Origin of the sequence: Micromonospora sp. LOL_021 (assembly GCF_048060215.1) — a bacterium.
Taxonomy (GTDB): domain Bacteria; phylum Actinomycetota; class Actinomycetes; order Mycobacteriales; family Micromonosporaceae; genus Micromonospora_E.
The window spans coordinates 1-20,000 of the sequence record NZ_JBHMIN010000063.1 but is presented as its reverse complement, the minus strand read 5'-3'; the positions used below and the strand labels follow the sequence as shown (position 1 = coordinate 20,000).

The 20,000-nt window shown below is 69.2% G+C and carries 11 protein-coding genes and 1 pseudogene; 4 read left to right on the top strand and 8 right to left on the bottom strand.

The features are described from left to right. Positions 1–202: 202 nt before the first annotated feature. The 7 genes and pseudogenes from ACFHWT_RS27795 to ACFHWT_RS27765 all read right to left on the bottom strand — a co-directional run bounded on the left by ACFHWT_RS27795 (position 203) and on the right by ACFHWT_RS27765 (position 5,057). Positions 203–622, bottom strand: a complete 420-nt coding sequence (locus tag ACFHWT_RS27795) for a cold-shock protein (protein ID WP_416597634.1) — start codon at positions 620–622, stop codon at positions 203–205. Positions 623–796: 174 nt separating this feature from the next. Beyond that, on the bottom strand, positions 797–2,407 hold the full coding sequence (locus ACFHWT_RS27790; protein ID WP_416597645.1) for a CotH kinase family protein: 1,611 nt from the start codon (positions 2,405–2,407) through the stop codon (positions 797–799). A gap of 129 nt (positions 2,408–2,536) precedes the next feature. Further along, positions 2,537–2,719, bottom strand: a pseudogene (locus ACFHWT_RS27785) (chitobiase/beta-hexosaminidase C-terminal domain-containing protein); the annotation flags it as partial. Between the two features lie 203 nt (positions 2,720–2,922). Next, positions 2,923–3,783, bottom strand: a complete 861-nt coding sequence (locus ACFHWT_RS27780; RefSeq protein ID WP_416597633.1) for a polyphosphate polymerase domain-containing protein — start codon at positions 3,781–3,783, stop codon at positions 2,923–2,925. Next, entirely contained in the window at positions 3,780–4,385 is a 606-nt protein-coding gene (locus ACFHWT_RS27775; protein ID WP_416597632.1) for a DUF4956 domain-containing protein, read from the bottom strand. The genes ACFHWT_RS27780 and ACFHWT_RS27775 overlap by 4 nt, the downstream gene beginning before the upstream one ends. Positions 4,386–4,617: 232 nt before the next feature. Next, positions 4,618–4,803, bottom strand: coding sequence for a hypothetical protein (locus tag ACFHWT_RS27770; protein ID WP_416597631.1), 186 nt, complete (start codon positions 4,801–4,803; stop codon positions 4,618–4,620). A gap of 98 nt (positions 4,804–4,901) precedes the next feature. Continuing rightward, complete coding sequence (locus ACFHWT_RS27765; RefSeq protein WP_416597630.1) at positions 4,902–5,057, bottom strand: hypothetical protein; 156 nt, start codon at positions 5,055–5,057, stop codon at positions 4,902–4,904. A 384-nt stretch (positions 5,058–5,441) separates the two neighbouring features. Between ACFHWT_RS27765 and ACFHWT_RS27760 the strand changes: the two genes are divergently transcribed. From ACFHWT_RS27760 to ACFHWT_RS27750, 3 genes are all read left to right on the top strand, one after another. Then, entirely contained in the window at positions 5,442–11,696 is a 6,255-nt protein-coding gene (locus tag ACFHWT_RS27760; RefSeq protein ID WP_416597629.1) for a protein kinase domain-containing protein, read from the top strand. 60 nt (positions 11,697–11,756) lie between these two features. After that, positions 11,757–14,711: a helicase-related protein gene (locus tag ACFHWT_RS27755; protein WP_416597628.1), complete on the top strand. Its 2,955-nt coding sequence runs from the start codon at positions 11,757–11,759 to the stop codon at positions 14,709–14,711. A gap of 451 nt (positions 14,712–15,162) precedes the next feature. Continuing rightward, positions 15,163–18,801: an Eco57I restriction-modification methylase domain-containing protein gene (locus ACFHWT_RS27750; protein WP_416597627.1), complete on the top strand. Its 3,639-nt coding sequence runs from the start codon at positions 15,163–15,165 to the stop codon at positions 18,799–18,801. Between the two features lie 231 nt (positions 18,802–19,032). Here ACFHWT_RS27750 and ACFHWT_RS27745 read toward each other — a convergent pair whose 3' ends face one another. Next, positions 19,033–19,434 carry a GntR family transcriptional regulator gene (locus ACFHWT_RS27745; protein ID WP_416597626.1) on the bottom strand — a complete coding sequence of 134 codons (402 nt, stop codon included), beginning with the start codon at positions 19,432–19,434 and terminating at the stop codon, positions 19,033–19,035. 155 nt (positions 19,435–19,589) lie between these two features. Here ACFHWT_RS27745 and ACFHWT_RS27740 point away from each other — a divergent pair, with 155 nt between their 5' ends. Beyond that, positions 19,590–19,886 (top strand): DivIVA domain-containing protein, encoded by a 297-nt coding sequence (locus ACFHWT_RS27740; protein WP_416597644.1) that lies wholly within the window; start codon positions 19,590–19,592, stop codon positions 19,884–19,886. Positions 19,887–20,000 lie beyond the last annotated feature (114 nt).

Here is a 20,000-nt window from a genome sequence, read left to right as displayed (position 1 = left end):
GGGACGGTGCGGCGGAAGCACCCGGGACGACAAGGCCGAAAAGCGCCCGAAACCAGGACGGTGGTTTCCGGAATACTTCCGTAAGTTGATTGGAACCTATGGCCGTCGGAGGCCATAGTCAACCCTGGATGCGAAGGTGGCAGGCCGGGCAGGCCGGACAGGCCTGGAGGACGCCGTCAGGCGACGGAGTGCGACCAGATGGTCAGTCGACCCAGCCACACTTGCGGGAGAACCGCAGCAGGTGTCCGCGCAACTCGACGATCTGCGCACCGGTGAGGTACGGCGCGTCGGACAGCAGCAGCTCGGTGATCCGCTGCAGGTACTCCGGCTCGGAAAAGATCTCGCAGAGTTCGTCGTCGCCGCCCTCGCCGGAGGTGCCCGCCACCCGGCTGACCGCGCCGCTGGCGGAGCCGGAGGCGTCGTCGATGATCTCGACGTCGTACGCCTTGGGACCACGGCCGCCGTCGATCACCTTGAATGACACCCGGGTGCCGGTCGCTACCCGGATGCCCCGTTGCGTGAGCTCACCGGCGTGCACGAAAACGTCGTCGCCACCGTCATCCGGGGCGATGAAACCGTACCCACGCCCCTCGTCGAACCGCACTACCCGACCGACACCCATGCCACAGCCTCCTCACCGACCCCGTCGCGACCGCTACGGCACCCAACCACTGGGCACCCCCAGACCACGGCGCCCCCGGACCGCCACTACCACGACCGCAACCGACACGTACCCGGCACCATACCAAGCGCAGGCATGGATGCCGGGTACGTGTCGTCACACGTGCCGGCTTGGTCAGCTCGCCGTGCAACTCACCGCGGGTGTGCCGTTGGCGCCGTTCCACGAACCCAGAAAGCCGAAGCTGGTGCTCGCTCCGGGGCCGAGCGCCCCGTTGTAGGCCACGTTCCGGGCGGTGACCGAGGCCCCCTGGCTGGTGACGGTGGCGTTCCACGCCTGGCTGACCGTCTGACCGTTGGTGAAGGTCCAGCTCACCGTCCAGTTGCTGATCGGTGCGGACCCGGCGGTCACCCGCACCTCACCCTGGAAACCGCCCGGCCACTGGCTGGTCACCGAGTACGTCGCCGTACAGGCTGATCCCGGGGGCGCCGTGGTCGGCGGCGGCGCGGTCGTGGGCGGCGGTGGGGTGGTCGGGGGTGGCGTCGTCGGCGGTGGGGTGGTCGGCGGCGGAGTGGTCGGGGGTGCGGTCGTTGGAGGAGGTGTGGTGGTCGGTCCACCCCAGCCGGCCGTGGAGTCCAACCAGGCCGCCCGCTGCAGCATCCAGTCCCGCATGTAATCGACCTGACCCTGCCAGGTCGGCGCGGTCGGGGTGAAGAAGAACCCGATCATCGGGGTGGTCAGGTTCGGCCACCGCTGGAAGTTGCGTTGCGCGCCGTTGGTCAGCGGTGCGGCCAAGGCGTCGATCCGGGCCCGCAGCGACGCGTCGGAGAGCAGACCACGCCGCAGCGACTGCCAGCGCAGCCGGACCTCGTTGACGAACGCCGGGTCGCGCATCAACTGGTTGAACCAGTCGTTCGCCACCGGCTGACGGGTCTGCTGGTACTGCCAGCCGGCAATCTGGTCGTTCTCGAAGAATCCGCCGACGCCGAAGGTCAGGTCGTAGTCCCACAGCGGTCCGGCGAAGATCTTCGTGTCCCGGTCCTTGTAGAAGTAGGCGCTGCGGATGTACGCATCCATCTCCCGACTGAGCTCGTTGAGGATCATCTGGTCGATGAACGTGTCGACCTCGATGTACGCCCGGTACCCCGTCTCCGGGTCGGCGAAGTTGGGTGCCCGCAGCACATCGTGGAACTCCTGCAGATAGCCGCGCAACCAGTCGGCCTGCTCGGGCTGCAGCGGGTCAGGGTCGGCGACCTCCAGGTAGTTCCAGCAGGTGGCGGCCGGCCCGGTGCAGGGCAGTGTCGGCTCCTCGGCGGCCATCCACTCGAACTTCCAGATGTAGCCTCCGGTGATCTTCGGCAGCGTACGGTCGTCCTCGTCGAGTTGCTTGAGGTCGAGCCGGGCTTTCGAGTTCTTGATCGTCTCGACGATCATGTAGACGCCCATGTAGTCGTCGTCGCCGACCGAGGTGGCGTCGGTGTTCCGGTAAAACTCCACGAATCGGTAGCGCGGGGCGTACAGGCCCATCTCCCGGCCCAGGTCGTAGACGAGCGCCTCGCGGATCAGCGACTTGTCCGGGAAGGGGCCGCGCAGCACCCAGTCCGACTGGGCGGGCATGCCGAGCACCGGGTAGTCGGCGTCATCGTCGTCGTTGTCCCAGAACTCGAGCCGGTACGGGGTCTTCTCGAACGTCGACGACGACTGGCCACGCAGCTTGAACCCGGCCCGGGTGGCGACCGCCGGGGCACCGTCCAACGCCGTCGTGCCGGCGCCCGGGTCGAAGATCATCAGGGACGAGTCAAAGTATTCTCGGGCAGGCCGGCCGGCGCCGTACGTGTCGACGACGACCACCGGCAGGTCGTGGTTGGTGGTGACGGCGCGGGCGACGTACATCGCGGTGCCAGGCTCGCCGGAGGCCGCACCGCCGACGAACGCCTGGGCCCGCAGTTGGGTGGTGCCGGTGAAACGCAACGCGGTCCCGGAGTAGAGCGTGGACTGGGCGGTCGGCAGCTGGCCGTCCGTGGTGTACCGGATCTGCGCGCCGCTGACCGTGGTGCTCAGCGACACCGCGACTTCGCCCTGGAAGGTGCCGCTGGGCACCGAGAACTGGATGTCGCCGACCAGGTCGTCGGCCGCGTCGGCGGCGGCGATCTGGTCGGGCGCAGCGAGCGGTCCGCTGCCGGCGACCGGCTCGGCACCGGCCGGCGGTGAGTGGGACACGAGCAGCCCGGCGACCAGGGTGGCCGCGACCGCGACTCCCACGGCGCGGACGGCCGCCGTCGCGGCCCCGGTGCTATGGACGGTTAGACGCACGATGCCTCCTGTTCGGTGTGGCGGACGATGCTCGGCACCACCTGCGTCGCCGGGCCCGACGGCCGACCCGACGGGGCAGGGATGCCGCAGAAGTGCCGACGCAGGGTGCGCCGCCACGGGCCGTCCGGCAGGTCCGGCCGCAGCGCGGCCAGGCCGGTGGCGTACTTGGAGATGCGCATCGGTCGGATGCCGCCGCGCCACAGCAGCCGGTCGGCGGCCGCGGCCGCCGCGCTCGACTTCGTCTCGACGACGGCGATCTGTGGCAGGGTCAGGTTCGCCGACCCGCACTGCCAGCGCAGCTCGGTGTCGATGGTGACCCGGCTGGAGCTCCGACTGGTGGTGGCCGGCAGCAGCAGCGTGCTGCGCCGATAGCTGGTGACCAGGGTCGGGGCGAAGTCGCCGTCCGCCGGGATGGCTTCCCGGCAGAGCACCTCGTCAACGAACTCGCGGCCGGGACCGACCGTGCCGCGGTCCTGCGGCCGGTACGGCAGCCGGTGCTTGGTGATGCTGTCCCGGGCGCCGTTGATCTTGACTTCGAGCCAGCAGTCGCCGGAGTCGACATAGGTTCGGGTGCGTACCTTGAACCGTCGACGGCGGCGGTAGGCAGCACAGTGGTAGCTGGCCAGCCAGGGCGTGTCGAAGTAGACCGACTCGTAGCGGAACGTCCGCTCCGCGTCGATGTCCAGCACCCGGGTGCCGGCGGGCAGTTGGCTAAGCAAGGCCGGCAGTGCGGTCAGGGGCACGACGTACTTGCGGTCCACCCTGGTTTGCAGCGCGGCGCACTCGATCAGCTCGGCCAGGTCGACCGGAGGCATCTCGCCGAGCGCGGCGGCGATCGCGAGCGTCGTCATCGGCCCGCTCCCGCCGCAGCCGGAGCACCCGCCGTGGCCGGAGCGGCCCGCCGCCCGGCCAGCGAGTACCGTACGTCCACGATGGTCGTCTCGTTGACCAGGTCGAGCCGTTGGATGGTGGCGCCGTGCACCCGGGCGCCGAGCAGTTGCTCCAGCTGCGCGATCAGGGCGACCTGGTCGGTGACCGCCGAGTCGAGCACCATGATCTGGTGGCGGTAGTGCCGCAGCAGCCGTGGGTGGTCGCCGAGGAACATCACCGCCAGGATGAGGGCCATCAGTCCGGCGCTGAGCCAGACCGAGGTGGTACTCAACGCGCCGAGGATGCCCAGGGCCAGGGCGGAGAAGTAGTAGGCGACCTCGTGCTGGTCCAGCTCCGTCGAGCGCAGGCGGATGATCGACAGTACGCCGAACAGCGCGAGCCCGAGGCCGAGCCCGGCGCCGACGTTGCTGGCGCTCAACGCGCTCGCCACCGCCAGGACACCGACGTTGACCCCGAGGTAGGCCACGACGAGGTCCCGACGGCGGTGGCGCGGGAAGTAGAGCCCGAAGACAAGCAGCGCCACGGCGCCGATGTCGATCGCGAACAGGACGAGCTGCGTCATCTCGTTCGTTCCTCCTGGGTCGCTGTCGGACGCCGACGCGTCCTGCCGGCCGCACCGCCCGGCCGGGCAGGTATGGACGACAGACGAACGGCGCCGGAACTTCCGGTAAACTTTCGGGAACTCTCTCGAAACGGTAGCCATCCCATCGATTAACGTCAATGCCTGTTGAGGTGGTCTGGGTGGAAAATCACCACCCGCACCCCGGCCAGGCTGCGTAACCATCGGCCCAGGGTCAGCTCTGTGGCAGCGCGGCGAAGAACTCCTCGACGTCCCGGCTGAGCGCATCCGGGGCGAGATGCGCGGCGTAGTGGCCGCCGTCGCCGGACCCGGTCCACCGGACGATCCGCCGGTGGCTGCGCTCGGCGAACGTCCGGATCGAGACGAAGTCACCGACGAACATCGCCAACCCGATCGGCATGGTCGCCGGCCCGGCGGAGTCGGAAGAGTCGGCCCCGTCGGCGGAGTCGGCCTTCGCGTCCTCGTAGTAGAAGCGGGTGGCCGACGTGGCCGTGCCGGTCAGCAGTAGAGCATCACGTTAATCAGCACGAAGTCCGGGTCGAGTTCCTGGACTTCACCGTCACCGAACCGCTGGAACTGGCCACCCGCCACGCCCGCGCTGCCGCTGCCCCCGCCCCCCGGCACGGGCACCGCCGCCCCGCAGTGAGCCGGCATCCCACTTACCGGACCGGGCGTCAGGACCGGCATCCACCGGACCGCTGGTTCACGCGGTACCTCGCGCCAACTAACGGGCGGGCGTACGGCCAGGGCGCCTAGCCCGATCAGGTCTATCCGCCGGCCGGGCACAGACCGCGCAGTGGCCATGTGATCACGCGCTGAACTGGGCGGACCTGCCGATCGGCGCCGACATCGACGAGCTTACTGTCGGCTTGGCGACTTCTGCCCGGCGTTGACGACGAAGCGTGCATATAGGAACATTCGGTTTCGCTTGACAGCAAACGCCAATCACGGCATCGGCAGCAGTTCGATCATGGACGGTCATGGTCGTGCGCCCTTTGCGTCAGCGCCCGCCGCCCGTCCGGACGCGAGGAGCTCGCTGTGGATCACGATAGCGTTGCCGGTCGCTTCCACCTGGACGGCTACATCGGCTCCGGCAGCATGGGAGAGGTCCACCGGGCCCGCGACCTGCGGGTGGCGGAGACAGACCCGAACCGGCTCGTCGCCGTCAAGCTTCTATTGCGGACCCGGACCGGTGCGGCTCTCGACTCGGCGGCCTCCCGCAATGCGGTCGGCCGGTTCGTCCGTGAGGTCGCGATCATGCGCCGGCTCAGCCACCCGAACCTGCCCCGGATTATCGACGGTGGCCTCGACGACCGGGGTATTCCGTACCTCGCCATGGAGCTGCTCGACGGGCGGACGGTGCAGGATCTGATCGCGGAGGTGCCGCAGCTGCCGGTCTCCTGGGCAGCCGCGTTGGCCGCCGAGATCGCCGACGGACTCGCCGCCGCGCATGCGGTGAACGTCGTACACCGTGATCTCAAACCGGCGAACGTGATGCTGCTGCGCGGCGGCCACGTCAAGGTGCTCGACTTCGGGATGAGCCGTATCGTCGACGACGCCGACGTCAGCCGGCTGACCAGCAGTGGCGTCACCCTCGGCACTGCCCGCTACATGGCGCCGGAGCAGTTCACCTCGGCTGCGGTAACTCGGGCCGCCGACCTGTACGCACTCGGCTGCGTGCTGTTCGAGCTCCTCAGCGGCATGCCCCCGTTCGACAGTCCGTCCGCCTACGAGCTGGGCGAGCACCATCGCAACGACCCGCCGCCGGCACTGCGACTGCTGCGCCCCGAGGTCGATGCCGATCTGGCTAAGCTGGTCGACCGGCTGCTGGCGAAGGATCCGGCGGAGCGACCGGTCGACGCGGTCACCGTCCGGGACGAACTGATGCGGTTCGCCGTCGGCCGGGTCGCCGTCGCTGGCTGGGACGGCTTCGACCCGGCGCTCTGGCACACCGCGCCTTCGGTCGGCGGCCAACCCGCCGGTTCCGCGCCCTCGGGACAGCAGAAGGCCGCCGATGAGCCTCAGCCGGGTTCGGCGATGGACGTGTTCGCCGTGCACCAGCAGCTGATTGCCGACTACCGGGCGTTCACCGAGGGCGGCACGGTTATCCGGGACGAACGGATCGCCGACTTCGTCGCCGCCGATCTGGACGCCAAGTCACAGTGGCCGGTCCCCTGGGTCTCGCTGAATCCGTCCTTCGCCTCCGGCGGGTCGGTGGACGAGCTTGCCGCGTCCGGCACACTGCATCCTGAATGCGCGCGGATCTTCCAGATCGACAAGACCTCCGGCGGGACCGCCTGCGACGGCAGGGGGATCGTCCTACACCGACATCAGCGGGACGCAATCGACGTCGCCCGTTCCGGTGCCTCGTACGTGATCACGACCGGCACGGGGTCGGGAAAGTCGCTCGGCTACATCGTGCCGATCGTCGACCAGGTCCTGCGGGCCCGCGCCGCCGAGCCACCCACCGCCCGCCGCCGGGTCCGGGCGATCATCGTCTATCCGATGAATGCACTGGCCAACAGCCAGATCAAGGAGCTCGACAAGTTCCTGCGGGACGGATACGGCGAGGGCCGCGAACCGGTCCGATATGCCCGATATACCGGTCAAGAGAGTGACGAGCGCCGCCAGCAGATCCGCCGCAACCCACCGGACATCCTGCTCACCAACTACGTGATGCTGGAGCTGATGCTGACTCGGCCAGCTGACCGCAGCTCGCTGATCAGCATGGCGACCGGGTTGGAGTTCCTCGTCTTTGACGAGCTACACACCTATCGTGGCCGGCAGGGCGCGGACGTTGCGCTGCTGATTCGTCGGGTACGGCAGGCCTGCCAGGCCGACCGGCTGCAGTGCATCGGCACCTCAGCGACGATGTCCAGCGAGGGCAGCGCATCCGATCGACGATCGGTGATCGCCTCGGTGGCAAGCACCCTGTTCGGAGCCGAGGTGGCACCGGATGACGTGATCGGCGAGACCCTGCAGCGGGCCACCGGGCCGGCTCCGGCCACCGTGCCCGCGCAGCGGATCACCGCCGACCCGCCCCGCGACTACGCCGGCCTAGCGCAGGACCTCCTCGCCCGGTGGATCGAAGCCCGGTTCGGCCTGGAGCCCGCACCCGACGGCGAGAGCCAGTTGGTCCGACGTCCGCCGACCCGGATCGAGGACGCGGCCCAGGAGCTGGCCCGCGACAGCGGCCGGACCGACGACGAATGCGCGCAGGCCATCCGCCGCACTCTGCAGGCCGGCTCGCAGGCGCGGCACCCGAAGACCGGCCGACCGTTGTTCGCCTTCCGCCTGCACCAGTTCCTGTCCAAGGGCGACACCGTCTACGTCACTATCGAGGACCCGCAGACCCGGCATCGGACCCGCGACTACCAGCTGGTCCAACCCGGCACGGACGGCAAGATCCTGCTGCCGCTGGCGTTCTGCCGGGAATGCGGCCAGGAGTACCTGACGGTGTCGCGCACCGAGGACTCCGCCGGCCGGGTGCGCTATGGCCAACGCCGCGACACCGACGGGTCGGCGGGCACCGACACCGACGGCTACCTCTACATCGCCCCCGACCGGCCGTGGCCGGCGACCCTCGCCGAGCTGCTCGACAGCCGCCGGCTGCCGGAGTCGTGGCTGGTCGACGAGCACGGGCAGGAGACGGTACGGGAGAGCTTCCGGCCCCGGCTGCCCCGACCGGTGACCGTCGACGCGTACGGGGTGGAGGGCGACACCGGTGTGCCGGCCGCGTTCATCCCGGCGCCGTTCCTGTTCTGCCTACACTGCGGCGTCGCCTACGAGCAGAAGAAGGCGCGCGACTTCGCCCGGTTGGCGACTCTCGACCACGAAGGCCGGTCGTCGGCGACGTCGTTGGTCTCCGCGTCGATCGTTCGTTCGCTGCGGGAGATCCCGGCCGACGCGCTGGACCGCCGGGCCCGCAAGCTGCTGACCTTTGTCGACAACCGGCAGGATGCCTCGCTGCAGGCCGGCCATTTCAACGACTTCGCCCAGGTCGTGCAGCTGCGTGGCGCGCTGTACCGGGCCGTGGTCGATTCCGGTGACGACGGCATCGGCCACGAGGATCTGGCCGGCCGGGTCGCCAACGCGCTGAATCTGGAGCTGGCCGACTACGCCGGCTCCGCCGACCTCGCCCCGCCGCTGGCCCGCAGCGCCGCCCGGACGCTACGCGACGTGGTGGCGTTCCGGTTGTACGTCGATCTGGAACGCGGCTGGCGGGTCACCATGCCGAACCTGGAACAGACCGGGTTGCTGCGCATCGGCTACGACGGCCTCGACTGGCTAGCCGGACAGCAGGACCGCTGGTCGGACACGCACCAGGAGCTGCGTGAGGCGACACCTGGCGTCCGTGCGGAGATCATGCGGGTGCTACTCGACGAGATGCGCCGGGCGCTGGCGATCGACGTGCAGCACTTCCGCGACGACAGCTTCGACTCGCTGCAGCGGGCAAGCGAGGAACGCCTGGTTGACCCGTGGGTGCTCAGCTCCGGCGACAAACCCCGGGTCGGTACGGCGTACCCGCAGAGCTCCGTGCCGGGCATGGACCGGTCGGCGCTGTTCATCTCCGGGCGGGGAAAGGTGGGCAAGTACCTGCGCCGCGTCCACTTCCGGACCGTGTCGGTCGACGACACGCAGCAGATCATCACCCACTTGTTGACGGTGCTCACCGGTGCCGGGCTGGTGACCCGGATCGAGGCGCGTCCACACCGGGCCGGCCGGTTCCGGGCCCCAGCGGGCCCCACGGTCACCGGATACCAGGTCGCGGCGGCCTGCCTGGTCTGGCAGGCCGGCACCGGCGAGACCGGTGCCCACGATCCGCTGACCCGCACCTACGCCAGCGGCGACGGGCCTCGGGTCAACCCGTTCTTCCGGGACCTCTACCGGTCGACGGCGTCGTCGCTGAGCGGCCTGGTGGCCCGGGAACACACCGCCCAGGTCGCCCCGGAGGAGCGGGAGCGACGCGAGGAGGCGTTCCGGTCCGCGGAGCTGAAGCTGCTCTACTGCTCCCCCACGCTGGAGCTGGGCGTCGACATCGCCGAGCTCAACGCGGTGATGATGCGCAACGTGCCGCCGACGCCGGCGAACTACGCGCAGCGCAGCGGGCGGGCCGGCCGGTCCGGGCAGCCGGCGCTGGTCACCACCTACTGCGCCACCGGCAACAGCCACGACCGGTACTACTTCCGCCGCTCGGAGCAGATGGTCGCCGGCGTGGTCAGCCCACCCCGGCTGGATCTGGCCAACGAGGACCTGGTCTGTTCGCATGCCCAGGCGATCTGGCTCGCCGAGGTCGGGACCAAGCTGGGGCAGGCCGTCCCTGAGGTCATCGACATCAGCTACCCGGAAGGCACCCGCAACCCGACACCCCGGCTCGCGCTGCACGACCACGTCGCGGCCGCGCTGCACGACCCCGCCGCGCAGAGACGGGCGGTGGCGGCGGCCAATCAGGTGTTCGCCGGGCTGATCGACGACCTGCGGCAGACGACCTGGTGGTACGAGACCTGGTTCGAGGACCGGATCCGGCTCGCGCCACGGCAGTTCGACCGCAGCTTCGACCGGTGGCGGGACCTGTTCCGGGCAGCGCTGCTGGACCAGGCCGAGCAGAACCGCCGGGTGCTGGACCACACCCTGGCCCAGCGGGACCGCGACCATGCGACCCGACGCCGCCGGGAGGCGGAGACCCAGCTCAACCTGTTGAAGAACGAATCGGTGGACAGCAAGTCGATCCTGTCGGACTTCAACCCGTACCGGTATCTGGCCAGTGAGGGTTTCCTGCCGGGCTACTCGTTCCCCCGGCTGCCGCTGGCCGCGTACGTGCCGGTGTCGGGTCGACGATTCCACGACGGCGACTACCTGCAACGACCCCGGTTCCTGGCGATCAACGAGTTCGGGCCGGGTGCGCTGATCTACCACGAGGGTGCCCGCTACCAGGTGCACCGGGTCCAGCTGCCGCCGGACGCCTCCGGCGACGTGGCCACCGGCACGGCGTACCGGTGTGCCCACTGCGGCTACCACCACGAGGAGCGGCACAACGCCGACCGGTGCGAGATGTGCGACGCGCCGTTGACCGAGAGCGCGAAACTCGTCGGCCTGCTGCACCTGCGCACGGTGTACACGATCCGGCGGGAGCGGATCTCCTCCGACGAGGAGGAGCGGCGGCGGGCCGGGTTCCGGCTGGTCACCTCGTACCGGTTTCAGGACCACGGACCACGGCAGGGTCGGCAGGACGCGATCATCGCGGACCCGGGTGGTCGGCTGGGTCGGGTCGCGTACGGCGACTCGGCCACGGTGCGGATCACCAACCTGCGCCGGGCCCGGTCGAAACTCACCGACTCGGACGGCTTCTGGCTGGATCCGACCGACGGGCGGTGGCTCAACGAGCGGGACGCGGCCAAGGCCACCGGCGACTCCCACGAACTGCCGCTGATCGAGGCGGACGGCCAGGAACGGGGTCGCCGCAAGCGGGTCATCCCGTACGTCGAGGACCGGCGCAACATCGCGGTGCTCACCCTCGACGAACCGCTGCCGCAGCCGGCGGCGGTGTCGCTGATGTACGCCCTGGAGCGCGGTGTCGAGGCGGCGTTCGAGTTGGAGGACGTGGAGCTGGCCAGCGAGCTGCTCCCGCCGGAGGAGTCAACCCGCGACCGGATGTTGTTCATCGAGGCCGCCGAGGGCGGCGCCGGGGTGCTGCGGCTGCTGCAGTCTGACCCGGATGCGCTGGCCAAGGCGGCACGGAAGGCGCTGGAGATCTGCCATTTCGCGCCGGACGGCACCGACCTGGGCGGCCCGCACCCGGACCGGCCGTGCGCCCGGGGCTGCTACGAATGTCTGCTCACCTACGGCAACCAGGGCTACCACTCACAGATCGACCGGCACGCGGTCCGGGATCTGCTGCTGCGGTTCGCCGCCGGCCGGGCCCGGACCACCGGCGCGGGCGTGTCCCGATCAGAGCAGTTGACCCTGCTGGCCGACCAGTCCGACACCACGCTGGAGAAGCGGTTCGTCACCTGGTTGAAGGAACGCGGGTTGCGGCTGCCCGACGAGGGGCAGGCGTTCCTCACCGAGGCGTTGGCCAAGCCGGACTTCGTCTACCGGCTGTCGGGGGCAAACGTGGCGGTGTTCGTCGACGGGCCGGTGCACGACTATCCGGTGGTCGCCGACCGGGACCGCGACGCCGAGGGTCGGCTGATCGACGCCGGCTGGGAGGTGGTCCGCTTCCCGCACGACGCCGACTGGGCGGCCATCGTCGACAAGCACCGCAGCTATTTCGGGTCCGCGATGGACGGCTGACGCCTCCCGTTGCCCGTCCCACCCCGTCTCCTCCCCCGCCGACGACAGGACTCGCCCCCGATGACCACCGCCACCGCCGCCACCGCCGCCACCGCTGTCGCGTACGCCCCTGGTTCATTGGTCCATGCCCGCGGCCGTGACTGGGTCGTGCTGCCCGACAGCGCGCCGGACATGCTGGTGCTGCGCCCGTTGGGCGGCAGCGACGACGACATCGCCGCCGTGTTTCCCGCATTCGAGCCGGTCCGCGGCGCCGAGTTCGCCGCGCCGACCCCGGCGGATCTGGGCAACGCGCAGGCGGCCGGGTTGCTGCGGTCGGCGCTGCGGATCGGCTTCCGGGCCGGGGCGGGGCCGTTCCGGTCGCTGGCCGGCATCGCCGTGGAGCCACGTGCCTACCAGCTGGTGCCGCTGATGATGGCGCTGCGGCAGCCGACCGTACGGATGCTGATCTGCGACGACGTCGGCATCGGCAAGACCGTCGAAGCTGGACTGATCGCGTCGGAGTTGCTGGCCCAGGGCAGCGCACGCGGGCTGGCGGTGCTGTGCTCGCCGGCGCTGGCCGAGCAGTGGCAGGTCGAGCTGCGCACCAAGTTCGGCATCGACGCCGAGTTGGTGCTGGCGTCGACGGTGTCGCGGCTGGAACGCAACCTGGATCTGGGCCAGTCGCTGTTCGCCCGGCACCCGAACGTGATCGTGTCGACCGACTTCATCAAGTCGCCCCGGCACCGTGACGACTTCGTCCGGCACTGCCCGGATTTAGTTATTTGCGACGAGGCACATGCCTGCGTCGTCGCCGACGACACCACGTCGACGCAGACGCAGCTGCGCTTCGAGCTGCTGCAACGGATCGCCGCCGACGCCGACCGGCATCTGCTGCTGGTCACCGCCACCCCGCACAGCGGCAAGCCGACGGCGTTCCACCACCTGCTGGGGCTGGTCAAACCGGAGCTGGCCAACCTCGATCTGACCACCGACGCCGGCCGACGGGCCCTGGCCCCGTACTTCGTGCAGCGCAAACGCGCCGACGTGCGCAAGTACCTCACCAAAGAGGACGGCCTACGCGACGACAGCATGGTCGAGCAGACCGCGTTCCCCGCCGACCGCGAGTTCAAAGACGAGACGTACGCGTTGAGCCCGGCGTACCGGTCGCTGCTCTACGACGCCCTCGACTACGCCAGCGAACGGGTCGACGCCGCCAGCCAGCGCGGCAAACGGGAGACCCGGATCGCCTGGTGGTCGGCGATCGCGCTGCTGCGGTCGCTGGTGTCGTCGCCACGGGCGGCGGCGCAGACGCTGCGTACCCGGTCGGCGACGGCGGTGGCCGCGACGGCCGCCGAGGCCGACCGGCTCGGTGCCCCGCTGCTGCAGGATTCCGGTGAGGACGACGCCCTGGAAGGGCTGGACGTGGCACCGGGGGCGACCGCCGACGACGTCGACCGAGTCGTGTCGGGCGATCCGGCCGGACGGCTGGCCGACCTGGCAGCACGGGCCGAGCAGCTGGAAGGCTCCGACGGCGACCGCAAACTCGCCCTGCTGGTGCGGCAGCTGAAGAAGCTGCTCGCCGAGGGCTACCACCCGATCGTGTTCTGCCGCTACATCCCGACCGCCGAGTACGTCGCCGAGCAGCTCGACGGCAAACTCGGCCGCAAGACGATCATCCGGGCGGTGACCGGGACGCTGTCGCCTCAGCAGCGGCTGCAGCGCATCGAGGAGCTGGCGACGGCGGCCGGTGACGACCCGGCCGCCCGCCGGGTACTGGTCGCCACCGACTGTCTGTCCGAAGGGGTCAATCTTCAACATCACTTCGACGCGGTCGTCCACTATGACCTCGCGTGGAACCCGACCCGGCACGACCAGCGGGAGGGCCGGGTCGACCGCTTCGGCCAGCAGCGGTCCGTAGTCCGGGTGATTACCTTGTACGGCAGCGACAACGGCATCGACGGCAAGGTCCTCGACGTGCTGATCCGCAAACACCGACAGATCCGCAAGGACCTGGGCATCTCGGTGTCGGTGCCGGACGAGGCGTCGACCGGCGTCACCAACGCGATCATCGAATGGCTGGTGCTGCGCGACGGGCGCACCGAGCAGGGCAGCCTGTTCGAGGTCACCGACTACCAGCCGCTCGACGAGCAGGCCGCCGAGCTGGACAAGCAGTGGCAGTCGGCGATCGAACGGGAGAAGACGTCCCGGTCCCGGTTCGCCCAGCACGCCATCCACGCCGAAGAGGTGGCCCGGGAGGTGACCGCGATCCGCGACACTCTGGGCCGGGCCGACGAGATCCGCGGCTTCGTCCGCTCCGCGCTGCGGTCCCTCGACGGGGTGCTGCGCGACGACCCGACCAGCCCTGGCGGCTTCACCGCCGAACTGGGCGGCACTCCGGCGGGGCTGCGGGACGCGCTCGCCCCGGTGCTCGGCGGCGACGCCGTCGACGGCACCCGGCAGGTGCCGGTGCGGGACACCGCCGCCGTCGCCCGGGGCGAGGTGGCGCTGGTGCGCACCGACCCGGCAGTCGTCGCACTCGCCGGCTACCTACTCAACGCGGCGCTCGACGCCGACGTGCCCGGTCCGCGTCCGGCCCGCCGCTGCGGGGTGGCCCGTACCCGGTCGGTGTCGACCCGGACCACGCTGCTGCTGGTCCGCTACCGCTTCCACCTGACGTTGCCGTCCCGGACCGGCACCCGGGAGCTGGTTGCCGAGGACGCCCGGCTGCTGGCGTTCCGGGGCGCACCGGGCAGCGCCGACTGGCTGCCGGCCGACGAGGCGCTGCGGATGCTGGACGCCGGGGCCGACGCCAACACCGACCCGACGCTCGCCGAGAACACCATGCGGCGGGTGATCGACGACCTGCCGGCGGTCGACGAACGGCTCACCGCGTACGGCCGGGAGCTGGCCGGCGAACTGCTGGCCGCGCACCGCCGGGTGCGCAGCGCCGCTGGCGAGATCGTGCGCGGGTTGACCGTCACCGCCCAGGACGGCGCCGACGTGCTCGGCACGTACGTCTATCTGCCGCTCGGCTGAGCACTCCCCCTCGCCCCCGCCCGTCCGCCCTTCGTTACCCCCGCCGGAGGCTGCAGTGTCCGCGATCGCCCGCAACCAGGTCTTCTCCGCCGTCCACACGATCGGCGGGTTGCTCCCCGCCGACATGCTGGTCCGGATCTCCGAAGGCCGCGACGTGCCCGGCGGCAAACCCGCCGACTACCGGGTGGTCGGCTCCCGGTCGGTGCGCGACGCCGCCGAACGGCACTGGGACTATCTGCGCTCCGTCTGGGCCGAGCTGCGCGGTCGGCTTCCGGTGGCACCGGCGGCGGCCACCCCGGCGGACCCCACCGGGTACGCGGTGAGCCAGTGGTTGGAGCCGCTGCTCGACGAGTTGGGCTTCGGCCGACTCACCCCGATCGGGGCCAGCGGCATCACCGCCGACGACGGCGGCAAGACGTTCCCGGTGTCGCACCGCTGGCAGCACGTACCGGTGCATCTGATCGGCTGGAACGCAGACTTGGACAAACCGGCGGCGGCCGGCGGGGTCCGGGCGCAGTCGATGGTGCAGGAGTGCCTGAACCGCTCCGACGCCCACCTGTGGGGGGTGCTCAGCAACGGCCGGCAGTTGCGGCTGCTGCGGGACTCCAACGCCCTGGCCACCGCCGCGTACGTCGAATTCGACCTGGAGGCGATCTTCGACGGCGAACTGTTCAGCGAGTTCGTGCTGCTGTACCGGCTGCTGCACGTGTCCCGCTTCGACGTCGCCGAAGGTGCCGCACCGTCGACCTGCTGGCTGGAACGCTGGCGCACCGACGCGATCAGCACCGGCGTCCGCGCGTTGGAATACCACCGGGAGGCGGTCAAGAAGGCCCTGCAGACCCTCGGTACGGGCTTCCTCAAGCACCCGGCGAACGGACAGCTGCGGCGCGAGCTGGATGTGGACGAGCTGCACGCGGCGCTGCTGCGGCTGGTGTACCGGCTGATCTTCCTCTTCGCCGCCGAGGACCGCGACGCGCTGCACCCGCCCGGCACCAGCGACCTGATCCGGGAACGGTACGCGGCGTACTTCTCGTCGGCGCGGCTACGCCGGCACGCGAACCGCCGCCGGGGCACCGCGCACACCGACCTGTACCAGGCGCTGCGGATCGTCCTGGACGCGCTCGGCGATGAGCGGGGCCGCCCGGAGCTGGGCCTGCCCGGCCTGGGCGGCATCTTCGACGACGGCGACGCGGACACGCCGCTGCGCGGCTGTGCCCTGGCCAACGCGGACCTGCTGACGGCGGTGCGTCAGCTGAGCCGGGTGTGGGATCCGAAGTCGGGTCGCTGGCGGGCGACGGACTACCGCAACATGGGCTCCGAGGAGCTGGGATCGATCTACGAGTCGCTGCTGGAGCTGGTGCCCAAGCACAGCGCGTTGGACAGCAGCTTCACCCTGGTCGACCGGGCCGGCAACAACCGCAAGAAGACCGGCTCCTACTACACGCCGTCGTCGCTGATCGAGCGGCTGCTCGACTCCACTCTCGACCCGGTGATCGACGACGCGCAGAAACGCGGCGAGGTCGCCGCGACAGCCGCCGGGCAGCCCGACGCCACCCAGTCGATCGTCGACGAGCTGCTGTCGATCACGGTCTGCGACCCGGCGTGCGGCTCCGGGCACTTCCTGGTCGCGGCGGCCCGGCGGATCGCGAAACGGGTCGCGGCGGTGCGGGAACGCAACCCGGAGCCGACCGTCGAGGCGGTCGGGCACGCGCTGCACGAGGTGATCGCCCGCTGCGTCTACGGCGTGGATCTCAACCCGATGGCGGTCGAGCTGGCCAAGGTGTCGCTGTGGCTGGAAGCCCTGGAGCCGGGCACGCCGCTGAGCTTCCTCGACGCGCACATCAAGCACGGCAACGGCCTGATCGGCGCGCTGCCGGCGCTGCGCCGCGACGGCATCCCCACCAGGGCGTTCAAGGCGATCGAAGGTGACGATCCGAAGCACGCCCGGCTGCTGGAGCGGCTCAACGACGAGGAACGCGCCGGCCAGTTCGGGCTGTTCGACCTGGTCGCCGAGGTCAAGGTGGCCAACGCCGACCTCGCCGAGCGGGTCGAGCGGATCACCAACGCCCCGGCCGGTGACCTTTCCGACGTACGCCGGCAGGCCGCCGCCTACCAGGAGCTGGTCAGCTCGGCCGACTACACCCGACGCAGGCACCTGGCGGACGCCTGGTGCGCGGCGTTCGTGTGGCGCAAGGCGGCCGACGCTCCGCCGCCGGTCACCGACCGCGTCTTCCGGGCCATGCAGGACCCGGCCGCCGCAGCGGCGTCCCAGGCAACCTACGACGAGATCGAGCGGCTGGCAGACGAGTTCCGCTTCTTCCACTGGGATCTGGAGTTCCCCGAGATCTTCCACACCTCGGACGACGCCGCCCTGGCCGACGTCGACTCGGCGACCGGCTGGGCCGGCGGCTTCTCCTGCGTGCTCGGCAACCCACCGTGGGACAAGGTCGACTTCGAGGACAAGAAGTACTTCAGCGTGGTCGACCCGTCGATCGCGGAGCTGGCCGGCGCGACCCGCCGGGCGCGGATCGTCGAGTGGGTCGAGGAGTATCCTGAGGCAGGCGAGCGCTACCACGCCGAACGCCGCCGGGTGAAGGCGACGTTCCACTTCGCCGGTGGCTCGGGCACCTTCCCGCTGTGTGCAAAAGGGCTCAGCGTCAAGGGCGTCAACTCGCTGCAGACCGATCAGCTCTTCACCGAGCGCTTCACCACCCTCATCGCGCCGCAGGGACGGACCGGTGTAATCGTCCCCACGGCGATCGCAACCGGTGCCGGTGCGCAGCACCTGTTCAGCGACCTCGCCCGGCGAGGTGCGATCACCACGCTGCTCGACTTCGAAAACCGCAAGCCGCTCTTCCTGGGCGTGCACTCCAGCTACAAGTTCTGCCTGCTGGCGCTGACCGGCCGGGCCGGGCGCGAACCGGAGGCGCGCTACGCGTTCTTCCTGGAGGACCCGGTCGACCTCGACGACCCCGAGCGGGCCTTCAGCCTCAGCCCGGAAGAGATCGCGCTGATCAACCCGAACACCGGCAATCTGCCCATTTTCCGCACCCGCCGCGACGCCGATCTAACTGTCTCGATCTACCGCCGCGTTCCTATTCTAAAAGGGGAATCGCCAAGCAAGAATCGATGGCCAATTCAGTACAAGCGAATGTTTGACATAACAGACGACTCGACCCTCTTCCACTCCAAAGAGCTTCTTGAACGCGACGAGTGGACCCTGGAAGGCAATATCTTTTTCCGCGACGGAAGCCGCATGCTCCCCTTGCATGAAGGGCGAATGGGTCACCAGTTCTCGCACCGATTTTCCCATTCACTAGAATCATCTAGCGCAACACCAGTCAACCCCGCAGATCCAAGCTTCGCACCGCTCCCCGAACACTGGATAGCGGAAGATGTTGTTGAAGCGCGCTTGGCAAAACTAGGAATAGACAACAGAAAATGTCTTCTCGGGCACCGGAGGATTGCACGCAACACAGACGAGCGAACTATGATTTCAGCCATCCTACCGCTAGGCCCAGCATCCTACGGGTGGATTCTTTCCGTTGGACTAGAAGACGTCGACGTCCCCTTACTTGCAGCCACCTACAATTCCTTTGCATTCGATTACCTGCTCCGCAGCAGCTTGACTCAACCAAGCATCCCACAGAGCACAAGCGAGCAGATACCAGTCCCAGAACCGAAAACCCTAAGAACACATGCCGACTTCATCACTCCTCGCGTCATGGAGCTTGCGTTCACCTCATTTGACCTACAAGAGTTCGCAGTGTCGATCGGCGACACAAACCCCCCGTTCATATGGAATCCTGGTCGCCAGCAGGTTATACGCGCCGAGATCGACGCACTATTCTTTTGCATCTATGCTATACCACGGGAAGAAGTTGAACATATTCTGGACTCATTTCCAATCATCAAAAAGAAGGACCTGGAGACCCATGGAGCATTTCGAACAAAGAGCATGATCCTTGCCGAGTACGATCGGATGACTGCCACTAAGTCTAGCGCAACGACCACACTCACGGACGGCGTCAACTACACATCCACCCTGAATCCACCGCCAGGATACGGACCTCGCCACCGAACACGCTGATATCCGCACCTGCTGGGCGAAAAATAGGCGGACCAGCATCTATGACTAAACGCCACAATGCCACCCTTCCGATCGACGGTATCCAGGAGACACCGGATTCAATAGCGAGTACATTCCAGTAGCAGCCACTTTACAAGCGAATCCCGCGCCCCACTTTGTTCCGCACGACGGGCAAGAATCGACGCTACCTCGATGCTGTCAATCAAATCGAGTCGGCCACTCGCTCAACTACTACAGGCTGACGCGGGTGCGGTCGGCGGCGTACAGCTCGGTTGAGCCGTCAGCGCGGCTGATCACGAGGATGGGTACGCCTTCCGACAGGTCAAGGTCACGACGCTCAGTCGGGCTCGGCATGCGGGCAGAGGCAGTGTCGCCCTTGCGAAGCGTCACGGTGTCGGTGAACTCAGCCTCCCGAACGAAGGTGCCGCGTGGTCGCTGGACGCTGACCAGACCTTCGGACCGCAGGATCGAGACAGCCTGCCGGACACTCGTGCGGCTCAACCCGTACTCCTGAGCCATCCGCAGCTCGCTGGGCAACGACGCGCCGGGCTGAAGCTCGCCGGACAATATCCGGTTCCGCAGCAGGTCCGCGAGCTGGCGAAACACCGCCCGGTCGGCGTTGGGGTCGATCACAACGCCACGCTACGTAGCAGATGACCCTACGTCTTATTGTATCTACGTACCTACATTGGTATCTTGACCGCCAAGCGAGCTTCAGCTCGGCGCAAAGGCACATGACGGTCAACCCACAAGGAGAAGTCGTGGAGCAGCGGAGCAGGCGGGGGCGGGTGGTGCCTCGGCAGGGTGTACTCGTGGAGCCGTGGCAGGTCAGGGCGATGCAGTTCGACACCCGGTGGCGTGGGCTGGACCCGGCGGCGGTGTACGCGTACCTGCGGCAGGTCGCCGACGAGCTGGACCGGCTCACCCGGCAGGCCGCCGTCGACCGGGCCGAGGCCGACCGGCTACGCGAAGGGCTGCGCCAGTGGCGGCAACGGCACGTCGGCTGCCGGTTCAACGCCCCGCCCGCCGGCGTCTACCAGTCGGAGCACCAGCGCCAGACCGGCGGCAACGGAGGCCACTGGTGAGCGACGAACCGCGCTGGACCATCCACCTGCCGACCCGGCTCACCAGCATCGAAGCCGCCGCCCGGTTCGCCGCCGCGCTGCGGGACTCACTCGCCCACCTCGACGTCGTCGACT

What these genes read in the sequence shown, in the direction of transcription:
- ACFHWT_RS27765 (WP_416597630.1), bottom strand. Translation starts at nt 5,057, where the DNA reads ATGCCGGCTCACTGCGGGGCGGCGGTGCCCGTGCCGGGGGGCGGGGGC.
- ACFHWT_RS27795 (WP_416597634.1), bottom strand. Translation starts at nt 622, where the DNA reads ATGGGTGTCGGTCGGGTAGTGCGGTTCGACGAGGGGCGTGGGTACGGT.
- ACFHWT_RS27790 (WP_416597645.1), bottom strand. Translation starts at nt 2,407, where the DNA reads ATGATCTTCGACCCGGGCGCCGGCACGACGGCGTTGGACGGTGCCCCG.
- ACFHWT_RS27755 (WP_416597628.1), top strand. Translation starts at nt 11,757, where the DNA reads ATGACCACCGCCACCGCCGCCACCGCCGCCACCGCTGTCGCGTACGCC.
- ACFHWT_RS27780 (WP_416597633.1), bottom strand. Translation starts at nt 3,783, where the DNA reads ATGACGACGCTCGCGATCGCCGCCGCGCTCGGCGAGATGCCTCCGGTC.
- ACFHWT_RS27775 (WP_416597632.1), bottom strand. Translation starts at nt 4,385, where the DNA reads ATGACGCAGCTCGTCCTGTTCGCGATCGACATCGGCGCCGTGGCGCTG.
- ACFHWT_RS27770 (WP_416597631.1), bottom strand. Translation starts at nt 4,803, where the DNA reads ATGCCGATCGGGTTGGCGATGTTCGTCGGTGACTTCGTCTCGATCCGG.